Annotated in this window: 23 protein-coding genes and 2 tRNA genes; 11 read left to right on the forward strand and 14 right to left on the reverse strand. The window is 71.1% G+C overall.

Annotated elements, in window-relative coordinates:
- Nucleotides 1-374: 374 nt before the first annotated feature.
- The 10 genes from Q8R60_08805 to Q8R60_08850 form a co-directional block, all read right to left on the reverse strand.
- On the reverse strand, nucleotides 375-1,142 hold the full coding sequence (locus tag Q8R60_08805; GenBank protein ID MDP3712569.1) for a hypothetical protein: 768 nt from the start codon (nucleotides 1,140-1,142) through the stop codon (nucleotides 375-377).
- Complete coding sequence (locus Q8R60_08810) at nucleotides 1,139-1,402, reverse strand: hypothetical protein (GenBank protein MDP3712570.1); 264 nt, start codon at nucleotides 1,400-1,402, stop codon at nucleotides 1,139-1,141. Before Q8R60_08810 ends, Q8R60_08805 begins: the two co-directional genes overlap by 4 nt.
- Nucleotides 1,396-2,700, reverse strand: a complete 1,305-nt coding sequence (locus tag Q8R60_08815) for an ArsR family transcriptional regulator (GenBank protein MDP3712571.1) — start codon at nucleotides 2,698-2,700, stop codon at nucleotides 1,396-1,398. Before Q8R60_08815 ends, Q8R60_08810 begins: the two co-directional genes overlap by 7 nt.
- On the reverse strand, nucleotides 2,697-3,065 hold the full coding sequence (locus Q8R60_08820; GenBank protein MDP3712572.1) for a hypothetical protein: 369 nt from the start codon (nucleotides 3,063-3,065) through the stop codon (nucleotides 2,697-2,699). Before Q8R60_08820 ends, Q8R60_08815 begins: the two co-directional genes overlap by 4 nt.
- The gene (locus Q8R60_08825; GenBank protein ID MDP3712573.1) at nucleotides 3,062-3,394 is read right to left on the reverse strand and encodes a hypothetical protein; all 333 of its coding nucleotides are present in this window, start codon (nucleotides 3,392-3,394) and stop codon (nucleotides 3,062-3,064) included. The genes Q8R60_08820 and Q8R60_08825 overlap by 4 nt, the downstream gene beginning before the upstream one ends.
- Nucleotides 3,391-3,648: a hypothetical protein gene (locus Q8R60_08830; GenBank protein MDP3712574.1), complete on the reverse strand. Its 258-nt coding sequence runs from the start codon at nucleotides 3,646-3,648 to the stop codon at nucleotides 3,391-3,393. The genes Q8R60_08825 and Q8R60_08830 overlap by 4 nt, the downstream gene beginning before the upstream one ends.
- Before the next feature lie 102 nt (nucleotides 3,649-3,750).
- Nucleotides 3,751-4,146, reverse strand: coding sequence for a hypothetical protein (locus Q8R60_08835; GenBank protein MDP3712575.1), 396 nt, complete (start codon nucleotides 4,144-4,146; stop codon nucleotides 3,751-3,753).
- A 17-nt stretch (nucleotides 4,147-4,163) separates the two neighbouring features.
- Nucleotides 4,164-5,090, reverse strand: a complete 927-nt coding sequence (locus Q8R60_08840; GenBank protein MDP3712576.1) for a tyrosine-type recombinase/integrase — start codon at nucleotides 5,088-5,090, stop codon at nucleotides 4,164-4,166.
- Nucleotides 5,091-5,173: 83 nt separating this feature from the next.
- Nucleotides 5,174-5,247, reverse strand: a tRNA-Ile gene (locus Q8R60_08845).
- A gap of 444 nt (nucleotides 5,248-5,691) precedes the next feature.
- Nucleotides 5,692-6,456, reverse strand: coding sequence for a GAF and ANTAR domain-containing protein (locus tag Q8R60_08850; protein MDP3712577.1), 765 nt, complete (start codon nucleotides 6,454-6,456; stop codon nucleotides 5,692-5,694).
- A 403-nt stretch (nucleotides 6,457-6,859) separates the two neighbouring features.
- Between Q8R60_08850 and Q8R60_08855 the strand changes: the two genes are divergently transcribed.
- The 4 genes from Q8R60_08855 to Q8R60_08870 all read left to right on the forward strand — a co-directional run bounded on the left by Q8R60_08855 (nucleotide 6,860) and on the right by Q8R60_08870 (nucleotide 9,775).
- Nucleotides 6,860-7,939 carry a sensor domain-containing diguanylate cyclase gene (locus Q8R60_08855; protein ID MDP3712578.1) on the forward strand — a complete coding sequence of 360 codons (1,080 nt, stop codon included), beginning with the start codon at nucleotides 6,860-6,862 and terminating at the stop codon, nucleotides 7,937-7,939.
- 256 nt (nucleotides 7,940-8,195) lie between these two features.
- A complete protein-coding gene (locus tag Q8R60_08860; GenBank protein ID MDP3712579.1) occupies nucleotides 8,196-8,543 on the forward strand; it encodes a hypothetical protein in 348 nt (115 codons plus the stop codon).
- 97 nt (nucleotides 8,544-8,640) lie between these two features.
- Nucleotides 8,641-9,291, forward strand: a complete 651-nt coding sequence (locus tag Q8R60_08865; GenBank protein MDP3712580.1) for a hypothetical protein — start codon at nucleotides 8,641-8,643, stop codon at nucleotides 9,289-9,291.
- Nucleotides 9,292-9,622: 331 nt separating this feature from the next.
- Nucleotides 9,623-9,775, forward strand: coding sequence for a hypothetical protein (locus tag Q8R60_08870; GenBank protein MDP3712581.1), 153 nt, complete (start codon nucleotides 9,623-9,625; stop codon nucleotides 9,773-9,775).
- Here Q8R60_08870 and Q8R60_08875 read toward each other — a convergent pair whose 3' ends face one another.
- Nucleotides 9,776-10,345 carry an SRPBCC domain-containing protein gene (locus tag Q8R60_08875; GenBank protein MDP3712582.1) on the reverse strand — a complete coding sequence of 190 codons (570 nt, stop codon included), beginning with the start codon at nucleotides 10,343-10,345 and terminating at the stop codon, nucleotides 9,776-9,778.
- Entirely contained in the window at nucleotides 10,342-10,680 is a 339-nt protein-coding gene (locus Q8R60_08880; protein MDP3712583.1) for a metalloregulator ArsR/SmtB family transcription factor, read from the reverse strand. The genes Q8R60_08875 and Q8R60_08880 overlap by 4 nt, the downstream gene beginning before the upstream one ends.
- A 180-nt stretch (nucleotides 10,681-10,860) precedes the next feature.
- On the opposite strand from Q8R60_08880, the gene Q8R60_08885 reads away from it, so the two are divergent.
- Nucleotides 10,861-12,156, forward strand: a complete 1,296-nt coding sequence (locus tag Q8R60_08885) for an IS1380 family transposase (protein MDP3712584.1) — start codon at nucleotides 10,861-10,863, stop codon at nucleotides 12,154-12,156.
- 297 nt (nucleotides 12,157-12,453) lie between these two features.
- Complete coding sequence (locus Q8R60_08890) at nucleotides 12,454-12,636, forward strand: hypothetical protein (protein MDP3712585.1); 183 nt, start codon at nucleotides 12,454-12,456, stop codon at nucleotides 12,634-12,636.
- Between the two features lie 37 nt (nucleotides 12,637-12,673).
- Here Q8R60_08890 and Q8R60_08895 read toward each other — a convergent pair.
- Nucleotides 12,674-12,746 (reverse strand) — tRNA-Asn (locus tag Q8R60_08895).
- Between the two features lie 82 nt (nucleotides 12,747-12,828).
- Between Q8R60_08895 and Q8R60_08900 the strand changes: the two genes are divergently transcribed.
- Entirely contained in the window at nucleotides 12,829-13,959 is a 1,131-nt protein-coding gene (locus Q8R60_08900) for a hypothetical protein (protein ID MDP3712586.1), read from the forward strand.
- Here the strand turns inward: Q8R60_08900 and Q8R60_08905 are convergent.
- Nucleotides 13,923-14,636 (reverse strand): hypothetical protein, encoded by a 714-nt coding sequence (locus tag Q8R60_08905; GenBank protein MDP3712587.1) that lies wholly within the window; start codon nucleotides 14,634-14,636, stop codon nucleotides 13,923-13,925. The genes Q8R60_08900 and Q8R60_08905 overlap by 37 nt on opposite strands.
- Nucleotides 14,637-14,774: 138 nt before the next feature.
- On the opposite strand from Q8R60_08905, the gene Q8R60_08910 reads away from it, so the two are divergent.
- From Q8R60_08910 to Q8R60_08925, 4 genes are all read left to right on the forward strand, one after another.
- Nucleotides 14,775-15,140: a hypothetical protein gene (locus Q8R60_08910; GenBank protein MDP3712588.1), complete on the forward strand. Its 366-nt coding sequence runs from the start codon at nucleotides 14,775-14,777 to the stop codon at nucleotides 15,138-15,140.
- A 49-nt stretch (nucleotides 15,141-15,189) separates the two neighbouring features.
- Nucleotides 15,190-15,639, forward strand: a complete 450-nt coding sequence (locus Q8R60_08915) for an SRPBCC family protein (GenBank protein ID MDP3712589.1) — start codon at nucleotides 15,190-15,192, stop codon at nucleotides 15,637-15,639.
- 104 nt (nucleotides 15,640-15,743) lie between these two features.
- The gene (locus Q8R60_08920; protein ID MDP3712590.1) at nucleotides 15,744-16,796 is read left to right on the forward strand and encodes a DNA topoisomerase IB; all 1,053 of its coding nucleotides are present in this window, start codon (nucleotides 15,744-15,746) and stop codon (nucleotides 16,794-16,796) included.
- A gap of 27 nt (nucleotides 16,797-16,823) precedes the next feature.
- The gene (locus tag Q8R60_08925; GenBank protein ID MDP3712591.1) at nucleotides 16,824-18,113 is read left to right on the forward strand and encodes a S8 family serine peptidase; all 1,290 of its coding nucleotides are present in this window, start codon (nucleotides 16,824-16,826) and stop codon (nucleotides 18,111-18,113) included.
- Nucleotides 18,114-18,126 lie beyond the last annotated feature (13 nt).

Raw genomic sequence — 18,126 nt, forward strand, 5'->3', positions numbered from 1 at the left:
TAGGGGGGTGTGGGCGACGGGACTTGCACGGTCCACCGCGCCATCGCCCCAGATATCCCCCCGCGTGCTGGCCCCACGGTGATCAGTAGCCACGGCGGGCCACCACTGCGGCGGCGAGGGCCGCGGGGTCGAGCTCGTCGAGGTCGTCCTCGGGCTGGTCCTGCTCGGTGCTGTCGGGCTCGGTCATCGCTGGTGCCTCTCGGTGTGGTGGGTGGGTAGTGGGCCAGCCCCGACCGTGGAGTCCACGGTCGGGGCTGGCACCGCGGGCGCAGGCTGGATCACGGCGCGGGAAAGTGGCGCGCTCCCCGCCTTCGGTCCAGTCACCTCGGCCATGGCTTCCGAGGGCTGGCGGCGTTGACGCCCGGTTCATGGGGTTAGCCGCTGGTCGGGATGGACTCGACGGCCTGGCGGAGCATCTCCTCGCGCACACCCGGAGACTGCTGGGCGAGGAAGCCAGTCGTGTACTGGTGCCCACCGCGGCTCGGGTCGTACTCACTCACGACCGGGTCCTCGGCCAACTGCCGCAGCCTGTCGGTGTGCTGGGCCATGTTCTGGCGAAGCTGGGTCGCCTCGACGCTGGAGTGCTGCGCCCACGTGTCGAGGAGTCGCTGGAAGCTGGTGTCGTCGAGCTGCGCGGTGCGCGGTGCCCAGCTTCGGTCTAGTCGCGCTAGCAGCTGCGCGGTGTTGCCCCAGTCATCCGCCGCTTCGGCGGCGGCGATGGCGCTCTGGAGGACGGCGGCAGCAGCGCCCTGGAGCTGCTGCACGACCTCGGCCCTCCACTGCGGGTAGTGCTCGAGGGCGACCCGCTCGGCAGTGAGGGCGGCCTCCTGTACGAAGCCCTCGCGGGCCGCGATGATCGCGCCGTGCCGGACCTCGATCTCCTCGAGGCTCGGGACCTTGGCCTTGGGGGGCAGCTTTCCCTCCCTCAGGGCAGCCGCGACGGCCTCGTTGTGCTGGCGGAGCAGGGCGCGGCGCTCGGACACCTCGATCTGGTACTCGACGAGGCTGTCGTCGAGGGCCGTCACGGACCGCTGGTAGGCCGCAGCGGCCTCCCTGACGGGCGCTGGTGCGCCGGTCGGTGTGCTCCAGGCGTAGGCGCGGCTGGTGACGCGATCCATGATCGCGGTGACGTCGATGCTCATGGGTGGTTCCTCTCGGTTGGGGTTGTGAGGTCGGGTGGGGTCCGCTCAAGGGCGGCTTCCGAGGTGAAGTCGACGACGTCGAGCCCGAGGCCCTCCAGGGCTGCGACGAGGACGAACGGCGATGCGGGTACTCGCCAGCAGCGCGCGCGACGGTCGTAGCGGCCACCGAGCGCTCGGAGCACCGGATTAGCCGACTTCGGTGCCATCACCGCGAGCTGCGCGCCGCCACGACGGACCACTGCAATGCCGGCGGTCACCACGCCGACTCCTGCGCCGGACCGTCACCAGGAATGTCAGTAGCTAGGGGCACCTCTTTTACCCGAACACCCGGTGTAGTGACATTTCTGGTGACGAGGACCCTGAGGGCTTGCTGGTCGACGCTGGGCGCGACGCGGTAGCGCCAGCCGAGCCCGTCGCCGACCTCGTCGACCTCGACGAGCCCGAGCAGGTGCAGCTCCTGCAACGTGCGGTCGACGGTGCTACGGGGGCGCTGTACGCGCTTGGTGACCTCCGAGGTGCGCGCGTAGCTGTTGTCGAGGACGTCAGCGAGGACAAGCAGCCGCATCGGCGGCACCGAGTCGCCCGCAACGCGCAGCGCGACGGCCAGGGCCTCCACCTTGGTGGAGCCGAGGGCGAGCGATCCTCGGACGAGCTGCCCGAGCATCTTGGCGAAGCGCGTGGGCGCTTCGGGCGCGTGCGCCTCGACGACCTCGCCACGGTGGTCCCGCTCGACCGCGGTACGGGCCAGCGTGACGACGTTGGCCGCGGTGAGCAGAACGCCCATGACCTCGTCGGTCAGCTCGGCCCGTTGGGGGTCGACGTGCGCGAGGCAGGCGGCAGCGGCGTCGGACAGGTCCCGGCGCATCTCGTCCTCGTGGCCGACGTTGAGCAGGGCCTGCCTGCCCGCCTCCAGCCTGCCGAGGTTGCTGTCGACCCGGACCAACGCGAAGCGGTCGCCCATCGCCGCGATGACGGCGTGCGCCGCGTCGTAGGCCGTCGTGACCGCCCCGACGAGCACGATCCTGCCGGTCCACGTCAGGGTCTTGCCGCCGTCCGTGCCGACGTTGCGCTCCCACCGCCCGTCGTACACCTCGCGCAGCGCCGCGAGAACTGCGGCGCGGCTGTCCCGGTTCATCGACAGGATCGACGTCACGTCCTTGACCACGAGGACGCCGCTCGCCCCGATCTTGCGAAGGAGCCCGCCGGTTGCGTCCTTCGCCTTCTCCTTGTTGCTCGTCGCAGACAGCAGCGCACCCTCACTGGTGATCGTGCTGGTGACGTGCGCCCCTGCCCCGAGCAGAGCCGAGACGGTCTCGGTCTTGGCGTTGCCCGAGCCACTGACGAGCAGCAGCCACACCGGGTCGCCGTCGAGCTGCTCAACGGCGGCGGCAGCGAGGACCGCGTCGAGGGCCAGCAGGTCGTAGCTCTCCCCGAGCCACCTGACGAACACCTCCCGGCAGCGTTGCAAGCGGTCGACGCCCACTTCCACCTCACGCGCGAGCCTCAGCCGGTGCGCGGCCTCCGGGTCGCCGGGGAAGTCGGCGGGGTGCGCGCTCATGCGACCTCACCTAGGCGAGTGACGAACGCGCGCCGCTCGAGCAGCTCGTCGTGCGTCGGCATCGCCACGACCGCGCGCACGACCCGCACCGACTCGGTGTGGTCGGCGGCGTCCTTGAGGGCCTGCGCCCACCGGGCCTCGTCGAGTGCGCGCTGGGGGTAATCGAGCAACGCTCGACGACCAGCCTCGGCAGCCGCGACGGCAGCCGCGAGCCGCACCGACGGCGGGGCCTGCTGCCACTGCTCGTCGCCGTAGCGCGGGAGGTCGCCGTACTCGCGGCGTACACCAGCCACGAGGCCCTCGGCCCACCGCGCGGTCGGGTCGTCCAGTACCCAGGCGCCGAGCAGCTTCTCCGCGGCGTTCATGCCGCACCGCCGAGGACGCGCGCGACGACCGGGTGCAGCGCGACCCGGCCGGCCTTGCAGGCGGTGGGCCGCTCGATCACGGCTGGCAGGTCGCCTCGGACGTGCGCGAGGTGCACCCGACGGCAGGTCGTGACCGGGCACGCGTAGACGACGACGTAGCGGTGCCTGCCGGTGCCGCCGACGACGCCGGTAGCAGTGCCGAGGACGTGCGTGGCGGACTGCGTCTGTCGCCTCCGGGGCGTACCGTTGGCGGTGAACTTCTCGCCGGGGTTCTCAGCAGTGGGGCGGTCCGTGGTCAGCGGGCCGCCTCTGCTGTTGCTGGCTGTCACGCGGCCGTCCCTCGACGGGCCTGTGCGCTCTTCAGCGCGAGGCGGGTGAAGTAGGCCTTGCGGGCGTGCTCGGCACGACGGGCACGCTCCTCGGGTGCGAGGAGACCGTCGGGGTCGACCTCACGCTCGAAACGGTCAGCGAAGGCCTTGCGGGCGGCGGCGGTGCCCTCGCGGGCGTCGGTGCGGGCCCACTTGCTGTGGGCAGCGAGGCGGGCGGCTAGCGACCGCTGTTGGGGTGTGCGTTCGGCGGGCATGATTGACCGGTCCTCCACGGACACGGCCGGTGCCTCACCCCGACAGCACGCTCAGAGAGCGCAGGTAGTTGCCGCACAGCGTAGAGCGCTGTGCGGGTTCCGTCACTCCGCCACGCGGAACCTTTTCCGTCCTGACGCGACCGCGTCCAGCAGCTCCCACGCGCGCGGGGTATGACTGCTGCACCGGCAGGTCATTGGCCAGACGTCGTCCAGCGGGTCGTCGACGAGGTAGGCGTTCGTCTCGGCCCTCGGCCCCCGGATCGGCGGGAGCTGAACGGGGCCGTAGCCTGGAAGGTCGTGGCTGCGCGCCTTCTTCACACCGTCGGTCTCATGCACGACCACCAGGCCTAGCGCCGTGCGGTAGACCCGCGCCAGGACGTGGTCGTTTGGGCAGGCCACGGTTAAGACCCTGAAGCGCGAAGGCCTACTCGAGCGCAGCACCACTGCCAAAGCCTCCGCGACGACCGGGTCGACCTGCATCCCGGCGGCTGGGACCATCTCCGGATCGTGCGACCTCACAGCCTGTCCCCGAGTGCGGCCTTGCGGAAGTTGTCGCGGGCACGCTCGGCCCCGGCGCTCGCGGCGTAGCGCCCGACCATCTGCGGGGAGCGCCACCCGGCGAGCCGCATGAGGTCGTGCTCCTGGTTGCCCGCGGCGAGCCAGGTGTGGGCGAAGGTGTGGCGGAAGCGGTGCGGGTGCACGTCGTCGACTCCGGCCTCCTTCGCTCTTCGCTCGAGGATCTGCGCGAGGCCGGACGTGGTCAGTGGACCCTTCTTGCCGAGCCACAGGCAGGGCAGGGTTGTCATCGGGTGCGCGGTGCGGGCTCGCTGGTAGCGGCGCAGAGCGTCGGCGGTGCGCGCCCCGAACGGGACGACCCGGCCGCGCCGGCCCTTGCCGAGGACGAGCGCCTCGCTCTTGGCGGCGTCGACGTCCTCGACGGCCAAGCCGATGAGCTCCGAGGCGCGGACACCGGTGTCGATGAGGAAGCGCAGCAGGGCGGTGTCGCGGCGGTTCTCGAAGGTGTTGCCCGCGGCGGCCTTGAGCAGCGCCCGAAGGTCGTCGTCGGTGAACACGTCGACGGGCTGCTCGGGGACCTGCGGCGGGCGCATCCTCGCCATCGGGGTCTCGGTGATCTCGCCGTCGTCGGTGAGCCACCGGAACAACTGCTGCATCGAGCGGTAGTGCTTGGCGACGGTGGCGGGCGCGACCCGGTCGACGAGGTCGGCAAGAAATGCCTCGAGGTGCTCGCGCTTGATCGCTGAGGCCGCTGTGGGCATGCCGTGCGCCCTCAGGTAGTCGAGCAGGTTCACCCCGACTCGCTGGTAGCTCGCGATCGTCGAGGGCGCGACGTTGCGCGCCCGGAGGTGGACCTGCCAGTCGGGCAGCAGGACCGCCAGGTCGTCCATCGCCGCCGACACGCTGGGCTTCGTCGCTTGCGTCATGCTCGACATGGTGGCACAGTCCCCTCCTGTTGGAGCGCTGTGCGGAACGCGTGTCGCAAGACTCTGCTGTATCTGAGCGTGTGTGGGGCGGGTGGGGCTCGAACCCACGACCGAGGGATTATGAGTCCCCTGCTCTGACCAGCTGAGCTACCGCCCCTAGGGGTGCATTGTCGCAGGTCAGACGGCAGCTCCAAGTTGCGGATCATCGCGACATCGTGTGACGTGTGTCGTCGCGCCCTGAATGTGCCCCGAGTGACGGCTCGGAAAGGGCACAAGCGGCCCGTTGGGCGTAGTGCCGGGTGGTGATGCACGCTTGCGGATACGGCTTGGCGACAGTGCAGTGCGACGAAGCTCGGCAAGCCACTCCCCCACCCGGAGGAGAGTGATCGCGGCGAGTCGAAGCTGACCCAGGCCGATCTCGCGACCTTCGACGTCTCGCTCCCGGCGGGGCCTGCGCGAGCATTGGCCTGGTTGCCCTTGGCACGCCAGCCGACGTCGGTCGGCCATCTGGGTTGCCGCGGTGCCCGACCTCTGGCTGCCAGCCCCGCTCTGGTCTGGCGAGCGGCCGGGCTCCTACCGGCGGCAAGCGTCCGCGGGAAGGCTAGGCAGGGCTGTAGAGCGTTCCCGAGTTGACCAGCTGGTTGGCGACGTCCCGCAACTTCAGGTTGTTGTCCTGGCTCACCTTTGACAGCAGGGCGAATGCCTGGTCGGCCGACAGCCCATGGCGTTCCATCAAGATGCCTTGGGCCTGGCCTATCAGGTTGCGGGTCGTGACAGCGTTCATCAGCCCCGATCGGTCCCGCGCACCCATGTAGGCGGTGGCGGCGTGCGCAGCGAACAGGAGCCCGACATGCTCGGACTCGTCGGTGAAGGCTCCCGCCGTGCGGGAGTAGAGGTTCAGGGCGCCGATGTCGTCGCCTTCGACGTACAGCTGGATGGAGAGCATCCCGGCCGCACCGGCCTCGACGGCTCGTGTGGCGAACAGCGGCCAGCGCGTCTCGGTCGCCATGTCTTCGACGCGGACAGTGACGTGCTTGTAGGCCGCGTCCAGGCAGGGGCCCTGACCGGTCTCGGCCTGCAAGGCATCGACGATGCGCGGTAGGTCCCCGGACGCTGCTTCTGACGTGACGCTGCGGCGTCCCAGCACCACGCTGATCGATCCTTCGTCACAGCCCGGGATGAGCTGAACGGCGGCGCGCACGACGTCGGCGAGCAGCATCTGCGGGTCGGTTTGTTGTTCGAGGGCGCGGGCAAGGTCGCTGAACTGCTGGGCAAGCGCGTCCCGGCCGCTATAGGAGCCGGCGTCCTGGCGTGACGGGCTGCCCCGCTGGGGCCTGGCAGCGTCTGCCGGATGGTCTGGCTGCATGGCATGTCCTCAGGGGTCGACTGGTGGGTACTGCACGCGACGTCGGACGTCATGCAGGTCCTAGCCGAGGCGGGGCCTGCCAGGTCGCTACCCCTTCGGGCCGCTGGAAAACGTGATCTCCCGCGGCCACAGTCCGTGCGCTTCCCACCGTGCGGCCTGGCACGAGAGGAAGAATCGGGTTCTCTTGCGACCTCCGGTCAATGCGGCTAATCTTGCGACAAGGGAAGCGCCAGTTGATCGGCGCAAAACCCCTTTTTTGCTCCAGAGAATGGGCAAATGCATCGGTGAATCGATCACTGGGGGCATTGCCGTGGAGCACAACCGTTCCCTCGGAACGCAGCGCACCGCAGCCGCGGCCGTGGGTGCCGGGAAGGACACCGATCGAGCTACGAGCCTGGTGTCTGTGCTCAGCGACTTCGCGCGCACGGTGCTTACGGACTTCTCGCTGCAAGACATCCTCGATCACCTCGTGGAACGGGTAGTCGAGCTGCTGCCCATTTCCGCGGCAGGCGTGACGCTTATCTCCTCGGACCGGATTCCGCACCTCGTGGCGGCCTCGAACCCGGCTGCTCTGCGCTTCGAGCAGCTGCAGAACGATCTGGGACAAGGACCGTGCCTCTCCGCCTACGAGTCGGGCGAGGTTGTGACGTTGCCCGACCTCGCCAACGCCGACGGGTTTCCGACGTTCGGCCCGGCCGCCGTCGAGGCGGGCATGACTGCGGTCTTCGCCTTCCCGCTCAAGCATGCCGGCGGCTGCTTGGGCGCTCTGGACCTGTACTGCAGCAGCGTGGGCACTCTCGGCCCCGAGGACCTGGCGGTGGCGCAGACGCTCGCGGACGTCACGACGTCCTACCTGCTGAACGCCCAGAACCGTGAACAGACGCTCCAAGCCGTGGAGCGGTTCCGGGACAGCGCCCTGCATGACCCCTTGACTGGCCTTGCCAACCGCGTGCTGCTCCAAGAGCGGCTTGACCACGCAGCCGCACGCGCCTCGCGCACGGGCACCACGACGGCCGTGGTCTTCGCAGACCTCGACGAGTTCAAACGCATCAACGACACCTACGGGCATGCCGTTGGCGACGAGGTGCTGCAAGCCGTCGCTGCGAGGCTGGCTGCCCTGGTTCGGCCAGGCGACACCCTGGCCCGGATCTCGGGCGACGAGTTCGTGTTCCTCTGTGAGGACCTGACCTACACGCACGACGTCGAGCTGTTCACCACCCGTATCAAGCACGCCTTCACAGAGCCGATCCGGCTGCGCGACCTCGAACTGCCACTGAGCGCGAGCGTCGGCGCGGCCTACGCCGGCCCCACGGAGGCCGTGACGAACCAGCTCGTTCTGGACGCTGATACCGCGATGTACCAGGAAAAAGGTAGAGCTGCCGGCAACGTCGTGCTCGACCTGACGACGCGCCGACCCGGCAGCGCGCCCAACTGGCCCCGTGAGGCGATGTCGCCGCCTGCCAAGGAAGGGCCGTCCTCTTGATCGACTGTGCGCTGCGCCAACCAGCGAGGCCGGCGAAGGTAGCCGTCAAGCGCGTCCCGGCTGGTGGACGGGAGGCGGTGCGGCGAGCGCTCCATCGTCGAAGCCTCGCCTCGAGCCCGCTCGCGAGACCAGGCCGGGGCTGCCACCAGCGCAGGTGCACGGGGGTACAGCGGCGGACGGAGCGGGCACCGGTGCCGACCGCTCGACCAAGGTGCCGCGGTCCGAAGCGCCTCGCACTGTCAATGGGGAGGCTCTCGTGCTGACGGTGACTCAGCCGGCCGCCACGTTGATCGTCGGGCTGGTCACCGCGGCTGACCTGCCCAGACACGGTGGGCTGCGCATCGGCCGCAACCGCCACTGGAACAGCCTTCACTTGAGCCTTGCCGCTGGCCCCGCGCCCCACGAGTCGGTCCTGATAGAGCACGACGCCTCGGTGTTCATCGACCGCGGGGTGGTGTCACGCGTGCAGCATCACGTCCTGGACGCGATTCACGAACCCCACTGCTCGGCCTTCTTCCTGCGCAAGCCCGAGCTGCGCCAGCACGACGCGCTCGCTGGACTACTGGGCCTCTTGTGGGCCGGTATCGGGCGGACCTCACGATGACAGTCGGCGCGTACGTGCTGCGGCAGGCCGCGTTCGCTGTGGCGTTGACCTTGAGGCTGTTTCTCGCCGGCAGTCAACATGAACCGGCTGGGCAACCATGAGCGACAACAACATGTGGGCGCGCCGGACCATCGTGCTGATCGGCGACCGCGCCAGCCCGCACCTCATCTGCAACGACGGGGAGGCTGCAGGCTGCCGCATCCTCTCCATCAAGGCTGGTTCTCCGACTGCACAACACGACAGGACCTACGTCGTGCGTGGCGCGGTGCCACCAGCCGATGGGGTCCCCCTGACGTCGAGAGCGGCACTCCAGGACCCGCAGGCCGAGGACCTGGTTCGCGCTCCTGAACCCCACCGCCATGGGCAACGCTCGTGTCCTCCGCGGGAAGCACCTGAGCGCCTGGGCATCGCAGTGGAGTCAGAGAACCCCGGCGATCACTGGCACACCGACCTCATCACCTGGGGCCTTCCGGTGTTCGGGGAGCCGGTGGACGGGCTGCTGCGCGAAGTGTTCGGACAGGGCGGCGCCGGCGCACTTGATGGCGATCCATCCGTCGCTCTCATCGATCTGCTGTGGCCATCGAACGGTCGGCGCCTGGTTCCCACAGACACCCAACTGGACCACCTGGCTGCTCAGCTGACCCTGCTTCTCGACTCACTGCGCAGGAGCCCGTCCGCGCAGGAAAGTGCACGTCGCAGTCGTTGGCGGTGGCCAGGGCGGCCAGAAGCCGCAGCCCCCACTGGTTGACGCAGCCCAACTGCGGCTGGGGTTGGTCGGCTGGGTGGTGGTTGAGGGGGCACTGCCTTGCAGGGCCGGAGCGGGCCATCACCGAGATGACGCCAGAGGGCTATGGACCGCTGGCCCTCCGACCCGCAGAGTGGCACGCATGTCCGCGCCTGACCCCGCTGACCCTGACCGCTGGGCACCTCCGGGTGCCCACCCGTCTCGGCCCCCCTCCCCTTGCCCGTCCTGCGGCCAGCCCGCCCCCCCGCGGCGTCGCTTCTGCACCGAGCAGTGCCGCACCGCACTGCACCGGATCCGCCGCACCGAGGCCGACATCTCCCGGCTGGACGAGCTGGTGGCGACCGCCTCAGACGACGCCCAGCGCGCCACCTACGCCCGCCGGCTCGCCGAGCTGCAGTCCAAGGCGGTCGCGCGTTCCGAGCGTCTCGCGGAGCACCGCGAGGCGCTGCTGGCCGAGCTCGAGCGCAGTGGCGAGCTGACCGGCTGATCAGCCGGTGCTCTCGAGCAGCGCTGCCATGGCCGCGCTGCCCCGCTCGATCGCCGGCCGCATCGTCGCGTCGAGGTGGAACGCCGACGAGTCGTACGACGGAGGCAGCGTCCCGCGCAGGTGCCAGTCGAGCGCGAGCAGCCGCGGGTAGTAGCCGCCACCCATGCAGAAGACCGCGTCGTAGGTCTTGCCCATGATCTCGTGGGAGTCGAGCGTCGTCGCGTGCTCGATCCGCAGGTCCGTCCCACCGGTCGCGGACGCGGCGAGGTGCAGCTCGATCTCGTCGACACCCCCGCCGAGGGAGACCAGCAGGAATGACGGCGGCTCGCACCGCACGATGACGCCGCTGCCCATGTTGACCTGCTCGAAGCTGCCGCCGACCCGCAGGTCGCCGGTGACCGGGACGTACCACCGGGCCAGCCGATCCGGGTCGGTGCAGGCGTCCCAAAGGTCCTCGACCGGCGCGTCGTAGTGGCGTCGCATCACCGCGACGCGAGCCTCGGCCCCGGAGGCGACAGGGCGCCGGACGAGCTCGGGCGCCGGCTCGGCCAGCTGCGTGTCGTCCGTCATCGGTCTCTCCTCGTAGTTGGCTTCTTGCCGCGGGCGAGCTCGGTGGCCAGCGCATCGAGCCGCTGCTCCCAGAATCGGCGGTAGGGCTCGAGCCAGCGGTCCACCTCGCGCAACGAGTCGGGCTGCACGGAGTAGAGCCGCCGGGTGCCGTCGGGCCGGACGGTCGCGAACCCGTTGTCCCGCAGCACCTTGAGATGCTGCGACACCGCCGGCTGACTGATGCCGAACTCCTCCTGGACGACCGCCCCGAGGTCACCGGCCGACCTCTCACCGTCGACGAGCAGCTCGAGCAGCCGTCGTCGGACGGGCTCCCCCAGGACCTCGAACGCGCGCACGCGACCTTTACATCCGTGAGCACTTAGCCCGGATCCACCGTCTGACGGGCGGTAGCGGCGTGCCGTAGACGTGCAAATGCCCTCTGTGCCAGGAGGATTGGTCTTGCGACGGACCGGATCTTCATGAGCAGAGAGGGCATCTGACGGGTGCGAGCATCTCACGACTTGAATCGGGTGTCGGTGAACTTCACCGACACCAATGTGGTCCCGAACGCGGGGTTGCTCCCGGCAGCGATGCTCGCGCAGCGTGTTGATCTTGCGGGGCTGGTTGAGGATCGGCTGCGGTTGGCTGAGCACGGGGCGAGCAGCGGGAGCAAGTCGCTCACGGTGATCGGGTCGATGCTCGCGGGCGGGGACAGCATCGACGACACCGCTGTGCTGCGGGCGGGTGCGGCGGGGTCGTTGTTCGATGACACTCGGGCGCCCTCGACGGTCGGGTCGTGGTTGCGGGCCCACAAGTGGTCCAACGTGCGGCAGCACGACGCGATCAGCCGTGAGCTCCTTGCGAGGTTGTGGGCGGCTGGTGCTGGCCCGGCTGATCTCAGTGCGCCGCTGACGTTGGACCTGGACTCCTCGATCGTGGGGGTCTTCGGTCGTGGGAAGCAGGGCGCGGAGTTCGGCTACACCAAGGTCCGCGGCTACCACCCGCTGTTCGCGACCTGCGCGCAGACTCAGATGGTGCTGTTCAGTCGGCTGCGGGGTGGCGCTGCCGGCTCGGCCCGGGGCGCGAAGAGCTTCCTGACCGAGACCGTCAGCCGGGTCCGCGGGGCCGGAGCGACGGGGCAGCTCACGGTCCGGGCCGACAGTGCGTTCTTCAGCAAGGCCGTGCTGCAGACCGCGGTGAAGTTCAAGGTTCGGTTCTCCGTGACAGCCCGTCAGGACAGCAAGATCCGCGCTGCCATCGATGCGATCGACGAAGCCGCGTGGCAGCCGATCCCGTACTGGCTGTCGACACCGGAAGTGTCCGGCGCTGATGTCGCGGAGACCAGCTACACCGCGTTCAGCGGGAAAGACGCCATGACGGTCCGGTTGATCGTGCGCAGGGTCCGGCCCACTCCTGGCAGTCAGCTCGCGCTGTTCACCTCCTGGGACTACCACGCGTTCGTGACCAACCGCGACGGTGAGTTCCTGGACCTGGAGGCCGACCACCGCCGGCACGCCGTGGTCGAGCAGCGCATGGCTGAGCTCAAGAGCGCCGGCCTCGCGCACCTGCCGTCGGGGAAGTTCAACGCCAACGCGGTCTGGCTCGCGCTGAGCGTGATGGCCCACAACCTCGGCCGCGCGGTCGGTCGCCTGGCTGGCGCCGAACTGGAGACCGCGACCATCGCGACCCTCAAGCGCAAAGTCTTCACCGTCCCTGGCCGTCTCGTCCGCAGCGCCCGACGCCTGACCCTGCGACTACCCGAGTCCTGGCCCTGGGCCCCACCCATCGAGGCAGCGATCGACAAGATCCACGCGATCCCGCTGCGCTGCTGAACAACCACCCCGCACCAACGATCAGGACCTCGGAGAAGCCGGCAGACCGGCAGCTCCCGCACGCCCACACCCGAGCCAAGCCCTCACACCCGAGCCTGCGCCGCCAATCACCCGATCACCCAGCCAGACGGTGGATCCGGGCTTAGATAAGTCAAGACGCACAACAGGGGTGGCCGGGGCGGCGCGAGAACACCCCTGGAAGGCAGCGTCGCCGCCAACGCTGGGCGGCGGAGTTGTGATAGTTCTGTCGCGACCACGCGGGGTCGAGTCCCGCCCGCCACACCCCAAGGAGCCCGGATGCGTCGCCTCAGCCTTGCCCTCGTCGTCGGTGCGACCGCCGTCGCGCCGTTGCTCGCTACGAGCGCTGCGGCAGCGCCGCCCGACCCGCTCGAGAAGGTCGACGTCTTCGTCCGCGGCGATGGCTCGGTCTGCGTGACCTACGACGACCTGTCGACGGTCTGCACGGCCTCCGTCGACTGACGGTCCTGCCGCTCGGCCGTCATCACCGGAGCTGAAGCTCCCCCATCTGGACTTGAACCAGAAACCCTGCGATTAACAGTCGCATGCTCTGCCAATTGAGCTATGGGGGACCGCGCCGGTCTCCCGGCAGCGAGACGAAAGCCTAGCGCACAGGAGCCCACGGGTTCGCCGTGGATCACGCACACTGGACCCGTGCTGGACCTGACCCGCGCTCTTGTCGCGGCCGCCTCTGCGATCGCGCTCGCGGGCGGCGTCGCCGTGGCCGTCCACGACGGGCCGCAGCGGGTCGACGCCGTCCCCGCCGGGGTCGCGAGCATCGTCCCGACGGCCACTCCGACACCCGCCGCGACGAAGAAGGCGGCCGCGCCGGCGCCGAGCAGGAAGGCCGTGCCGCAGGCCGCGCAGCCGCGACCGCTGCCGCCGGCGCCCCCACTGAGCGGCTGTCCCGCCGTACGCCGTCCGACCACCCCCGGCAAGCCCAAGCCCAAGCCCAAGCCCGTTCCGAAGGTCCTCGACGCCGACCTGCCGGCGGCGCTGCCGCCCGGCCCGAAGGCCACCGACCTGCGTGCTGTCAGCGGCAAGGGCGTCTGGGTGACGACCTTCGGCAAGACCCCGCTCGACGTCGAGGCGACCCTCGCCAAGGCCAAGCGCTCGGGTGCGCAGAGCGTCTGGGTCCGCACCGGCGGCAGCCGGCAGGGCTACTACGGCGACCAGTTCCTGCCACGGCTCGTCCCGCAGGCGCACGCCCTCGGGATGACCGTCGTCGCCTGGGACTTCCCCTTCCTGTCCGACCCCGTCGCCGACGCCGAGCGGGCCCGCAGGGCGCTCGCCGCAGGCATCGACGCCTTCTCCCCCGACGTCGAGACCAGCGCCGAGGGCACCTTCGCGACACCGCGCCGGGTGCAGCTCTACCTCAGCCTCGTCCGCAGGCACGCCGGCACCCGACCGGTCGTCGCGACGATCCCCCGGCCGACGCCCAAGCGCATCGCGTCCTTCCCCTACACCTCCTTCCCTGCCTACGCCGACGTCTTCGCGCCGATGGTCTACTGGTCGTGCAACGAGCCCGGGAAGCTGGTCGGCGAGTCCCTGGCCTTCCTCGGGAAGATGCTGCCGGTCCACCCCGTCGGGCAGGCCTACGACATGGGCACCGAGGGCGGGCGCCGCGGCACGCCGAGCCGCGCGGAGACCCTGCGCTTCCTCGACGCCAGCCGGCGCGGCGGCGCGATCGGCGCGGGGCTCTGGACGATCGAGCACGCGGGAGCGGCGCAGCTCACCGCCCTGAAGGACTACGCCTGGCGCTCCGACAACGGCCTGAAGAAGTAGTCCAGCGCCTCGAGCTGCTCGGTGTCGGGTGGCGGGGCCAGGGTGCGACGGGCGTACGCCGGCCCGACGAGCCAGCGGGCGAAGGTCTCCGCGAAGTCGCCCGCCGGTGAGCGCAGGTCGTCGCACCGGTCGCAGGGGTACCACGGCGTCGCCGGGTCGATCCCCCGCAGCCGCAGGTAGGCCGCCCGCATCTCCGGCGTCCCCGTCACGGCGTCAAGCGCGTGGCCGAGCTCGTGCGCGATGGTCGTGCGCAGGTCGCCCTCGGGCTGCTCCCGCCGCACGAAGACGGTGATGGTGCGCGTCCCCGCGTCGGTCAGCCCCAGGAAGCGCCCGCGGTAGGGCGCGAACTCCACGTCGAAGTAGAGCTCCTGCCACGGCCAGTCCAGGGAAGCGAGCGCCGCCTGTCCTCGACGGACCGCCTCGCTGGGGCGCGCGGTGCCCGACCGGGTGGCCCGCGTGCCTGGCGTCGTACGCCGTGGCAGGTCTGCGGGCTGGGACGGCACCGGCGCGACGTCGGGTGCGGGGGGCCGCAGGCCCGACCCGGACGGCAGCGCGAGGGTGCCGGCGAGGGGCGACCCGGCGAGGACGACCTCGACGCGCGGGTCGGACGCCCCGAGCGGAGCCGCAGCCGCGACGACCACGAGGGCACCGGCCAGCGCCGTGCGTCGCAGCGTCACCACGTGCCTCGAGCCCCCGCCCCACCCGGGCGCTGGCGGCCCGGGTGACGCGCAGCATGCCCGAAGGTGAGGAACGAGGCCAGCGGGGTAGGAGCCCTTCACCGAAGAGCACGACCCGCACACGCCCTGGAGGCCCCCGTGATCCGCAAGCTCAGCTTCTTCGTCGGCCTCGGCACCGGCTACGTCCTCGGCGCGAAGGCCGGTGAGCAGCGCTACACCCAGATCATGGACAAGGCCCGCGAGCTCGCCGGCATGCCCGCCGTGCAGGAGGCCACCTCGACGCTGTCGAGCGCCGCCGCGACCGTGGCCGGCAACGCCGCCGACAAGGCCAGGGCCGGCGTCGACAGCCTCGTCGACCTCACCAGCAGCACCCCCGACACCAACGGCACGGTCGGCGCCCCCGGCCCGACGCCGCAGGCCGGCAGCGCCGTGAAGACCGGCACGACCGGCAGCACTGGCACGACCGGCAGCACCGGCACGACCGGCCGCACCGGCTCCCGCTAGCCCCCCACCTGTCCCGCCTGATCCCGGAACAACCTGAAGGAGATGCCCTGTGGGCACCGTCGCGCACTACCTCGAAGTCAACGCCACCGCCGACCAGTGCTACGCCTGGTGGCGTGGCCTCACCAACCTCCCGTCGATCATGCCGGACGTCGAGTCGGTGACGCCGCAGTCCGGCAGCACCGAGATGACGCACTGGAAGGTCAGCGGACCGCTCGGCACGACCGTCGAGTGGGACGCCACGATCGTCGAGGACGTCCCCGGCCAGAAGATCGCCTGGGCGTCGGTCGACAGCTCCGGTATGGAGGTGAAGAACTCCGGCGCCGTCCGCTTCGACGACAAGGGCGCGACCACCGGCATCGAGGTCTCTCTGGCCTACGACCCGCCGGCCGGGCTCGTCGGCGACGCGGTCGCGAAGGTCTTCGCCGACCCTCAGGACAAGGTCGAGCGGGCGCTCGAGTCGTTCAAGGCGACCATCGAGGCCGGCACCCCCACCGTCTAGAGCTGATCACGGCACGACCCGGGCCGCCCTGACGCACGAGCAGGGCGGCCCGGCCCATCCCCTGTCGAGAGGACGCCCTCATGCCACCCGCCCGCGAGGCCTGAGTGGTCCGCCTGCGCCGGGTCAGCTGCTCGGGCCCTGGGCTGACGCGCCGTCGGCGCGGAAAGGGCTTCGTCTACCTCGACACCGCGGGTGAGCGGGTCAGCGACGACGCCACCCTCGCCCGCATCGCCGCGCTCGTCCTTCCGCCCGCGTGGGCCGACGTCTGGATCTGCCCGGTCAGCACCGGACACGTCCAGGCCACCGGCGTCGACGCGCGGGGTCGGCGGCAGTACCGCTACCACGACGCCTGGCGGGTCCAGCGCGACCTCGCCAAGCACGACCGCATCCTGTCCTTCGCCGCCTGCCTACCCGAGGCCCGCCGCCGCATCGGCGCCGACCTCGCACTCGAGGGCATCCCCCGCGAGCGCGTCCTGGCCTGTGCGGTGCGCCTCATCGACCTCGGCTTCTTCCGCGTGGGCGGGGAGAGGTACGCCGAGGAGAACGACTCCTACGGCCTCGCCACCCTGCGCAAAGACCACGTCACGGTCGCCCGCGGAGAGGCGACCTTCTGCTTCACGGGCAAGAGCGGCAAGGACTGGCAGACCACGATCGCCGAGCCCGACGTCGTCGCGGTCGTCACCGCCCTGAAGCGGCGCCGTGGCGGTGGGCCCGAGCTGCTCGCTTGGAAGGGCCCCGGCGGCTGCTGGGTCGATGTGAAGAGCGGCGACGTCAACGCCTACCTGCGCGACGTCACGGGAGGCGACGGGACCGCGAAGGACTTCCGCACCTGGTCGGCGACCGTGCTCGCGGCCGTGGGACTAGCGGTGTCGGCGGAGAGCGCCCACTCCCCCACCGCGCGCAAGAAGGCCGCCGCCCGCGTGGTGCGCGAGGTCGCCGACTACCTCGGCAACACCCCCGCGGTCTGTCGCGCGTCCTACATCGACCCGCGGCTGTTCGACCACTTCGAGGCCGGGCGCACGATCGCCTCCGACCTCGACCGGCTCGGGGACGGCACCGGCCACGGGGAGCTGGCCGTGCAGGGCGAGGTCGAGGCCGCCGTGCTCGCCCTGCTGCGTGACCCTGCCGACGCGCCCGCGCTGTCCGCCATCGCCTGAGCCGGCCTTTCGACGTACGGTCGTGGGGTGCACCGCGCCCCCCTCGCCGTCGCCACCGTCCTGGTGGCGTGTGCCGTGCTGCCCACGGCCGCGGCCGGGACCCCGCAACAGCGCACCTGGCACGCCGACCAGGCCACCGTCCCCCCCGCCCAGTCCGCGGGCCGCTCCGGCGCCGGCGTCACCGTCGCGGTGCTCGACAGCTGGGTCGATGGCAGCCACCCCGACTTCGAGGGCCGGGTCCTGCAGGGCGCCGACTGCACGGGGGGCAGCTGTCGCGCCGGGCAGGGCAGCGACGCGTGCGACCACGGCACCCACGTCGCGGGCACGGTCGCGTCGTCGTCCTACGGCGTCGCCCCCGACGCGCGAGTCCTTCCCGTGCGGGTCCTCTCCTACGACGAGGCCTCCGGTGACTGCGTCGGTCGACCCGCCGACGTGGCCGCCGGCATCCGCTACGCCGTGTCGCAGGGCGCGCAGGTCCTCAACCTCTCGCTCGGCCCGGACGTGCCTGGCCTGTCGAGCTCCTCGGCGATCCCGACCGCGGTCGGCGAGGCCGCGGACAGCGGAGCAGTCGTCGTCTTCAGTGCCGGCAACAGCGGGGCGCCGGTGACCGACTCCTACGGCGACACGGCCCTCATCGTCGCAGCCACCGGCCGCTCCGGCGGGCTCGCGTCCTACTCCCAGCGCGGCGCGGGGGTCGACCTCGCCGCACCCGGCGGCGACCCGGCCGACCAGGACGCCTGCACCCAGGCCGAGTGCGTCACCTCGCTCTACCCCGGCAACCGCTACTCCGTCGCGGCCGGCACCTCGATGGCCGCGCCGCACGTCGCCGGCATCGCGGCACTGCTGTTCGCCCAGCAGCCCTCGCGCACCCGCCAGCAGGTCGTCGCGCGGATGACCTCGACCGCGCGGGCCCTCGCCGACGCCGGCTCCGGCCTCGTCGATGCGACCGCCGCTCTCGGCGCCAAGCAGACCAGCGCCTCCCCCTCCCCGAAGCCGTCCGCGTCGTCGCAGTCCCCCGCCCCGGTGGTGCGCGGCAACGGCCGCCCGGCCCGCCCGCCGGTCACGAAGGCCCCCGCGGCTCCAGCGCCTGCCACAACCCCCGCGGTCGCGCCGCCGATGACGAGCCGGCCCACCACGGCGGCTCCCGTCGTACCCCCGTCGTCGCCTGCCACCACGACACCCGCGCCGGTCGCTGTCGCCCCGCTCGTCGTGGGCCCGCAGGAGGTCCCGCTCGGGCTCGCGCTGCTCGCCGGCGGGATGGCGCTCGGCACTGCCGGGTCGGTCGCGGTCGTCGGGGTGCGGCGCCGTCAGCTGTAGCGCGTGACGAGGC

The sequence above is a fragment of the Mycobacteriales bacterium genome, assembly GCA_030697205.1.
In the GTDB taxonomy this organism is placed as follows: domain Bacteria; phylum Actinomycetota; class Actinomycetes; order Mycobacteriales; family SCTD01; genus JAUYQP01.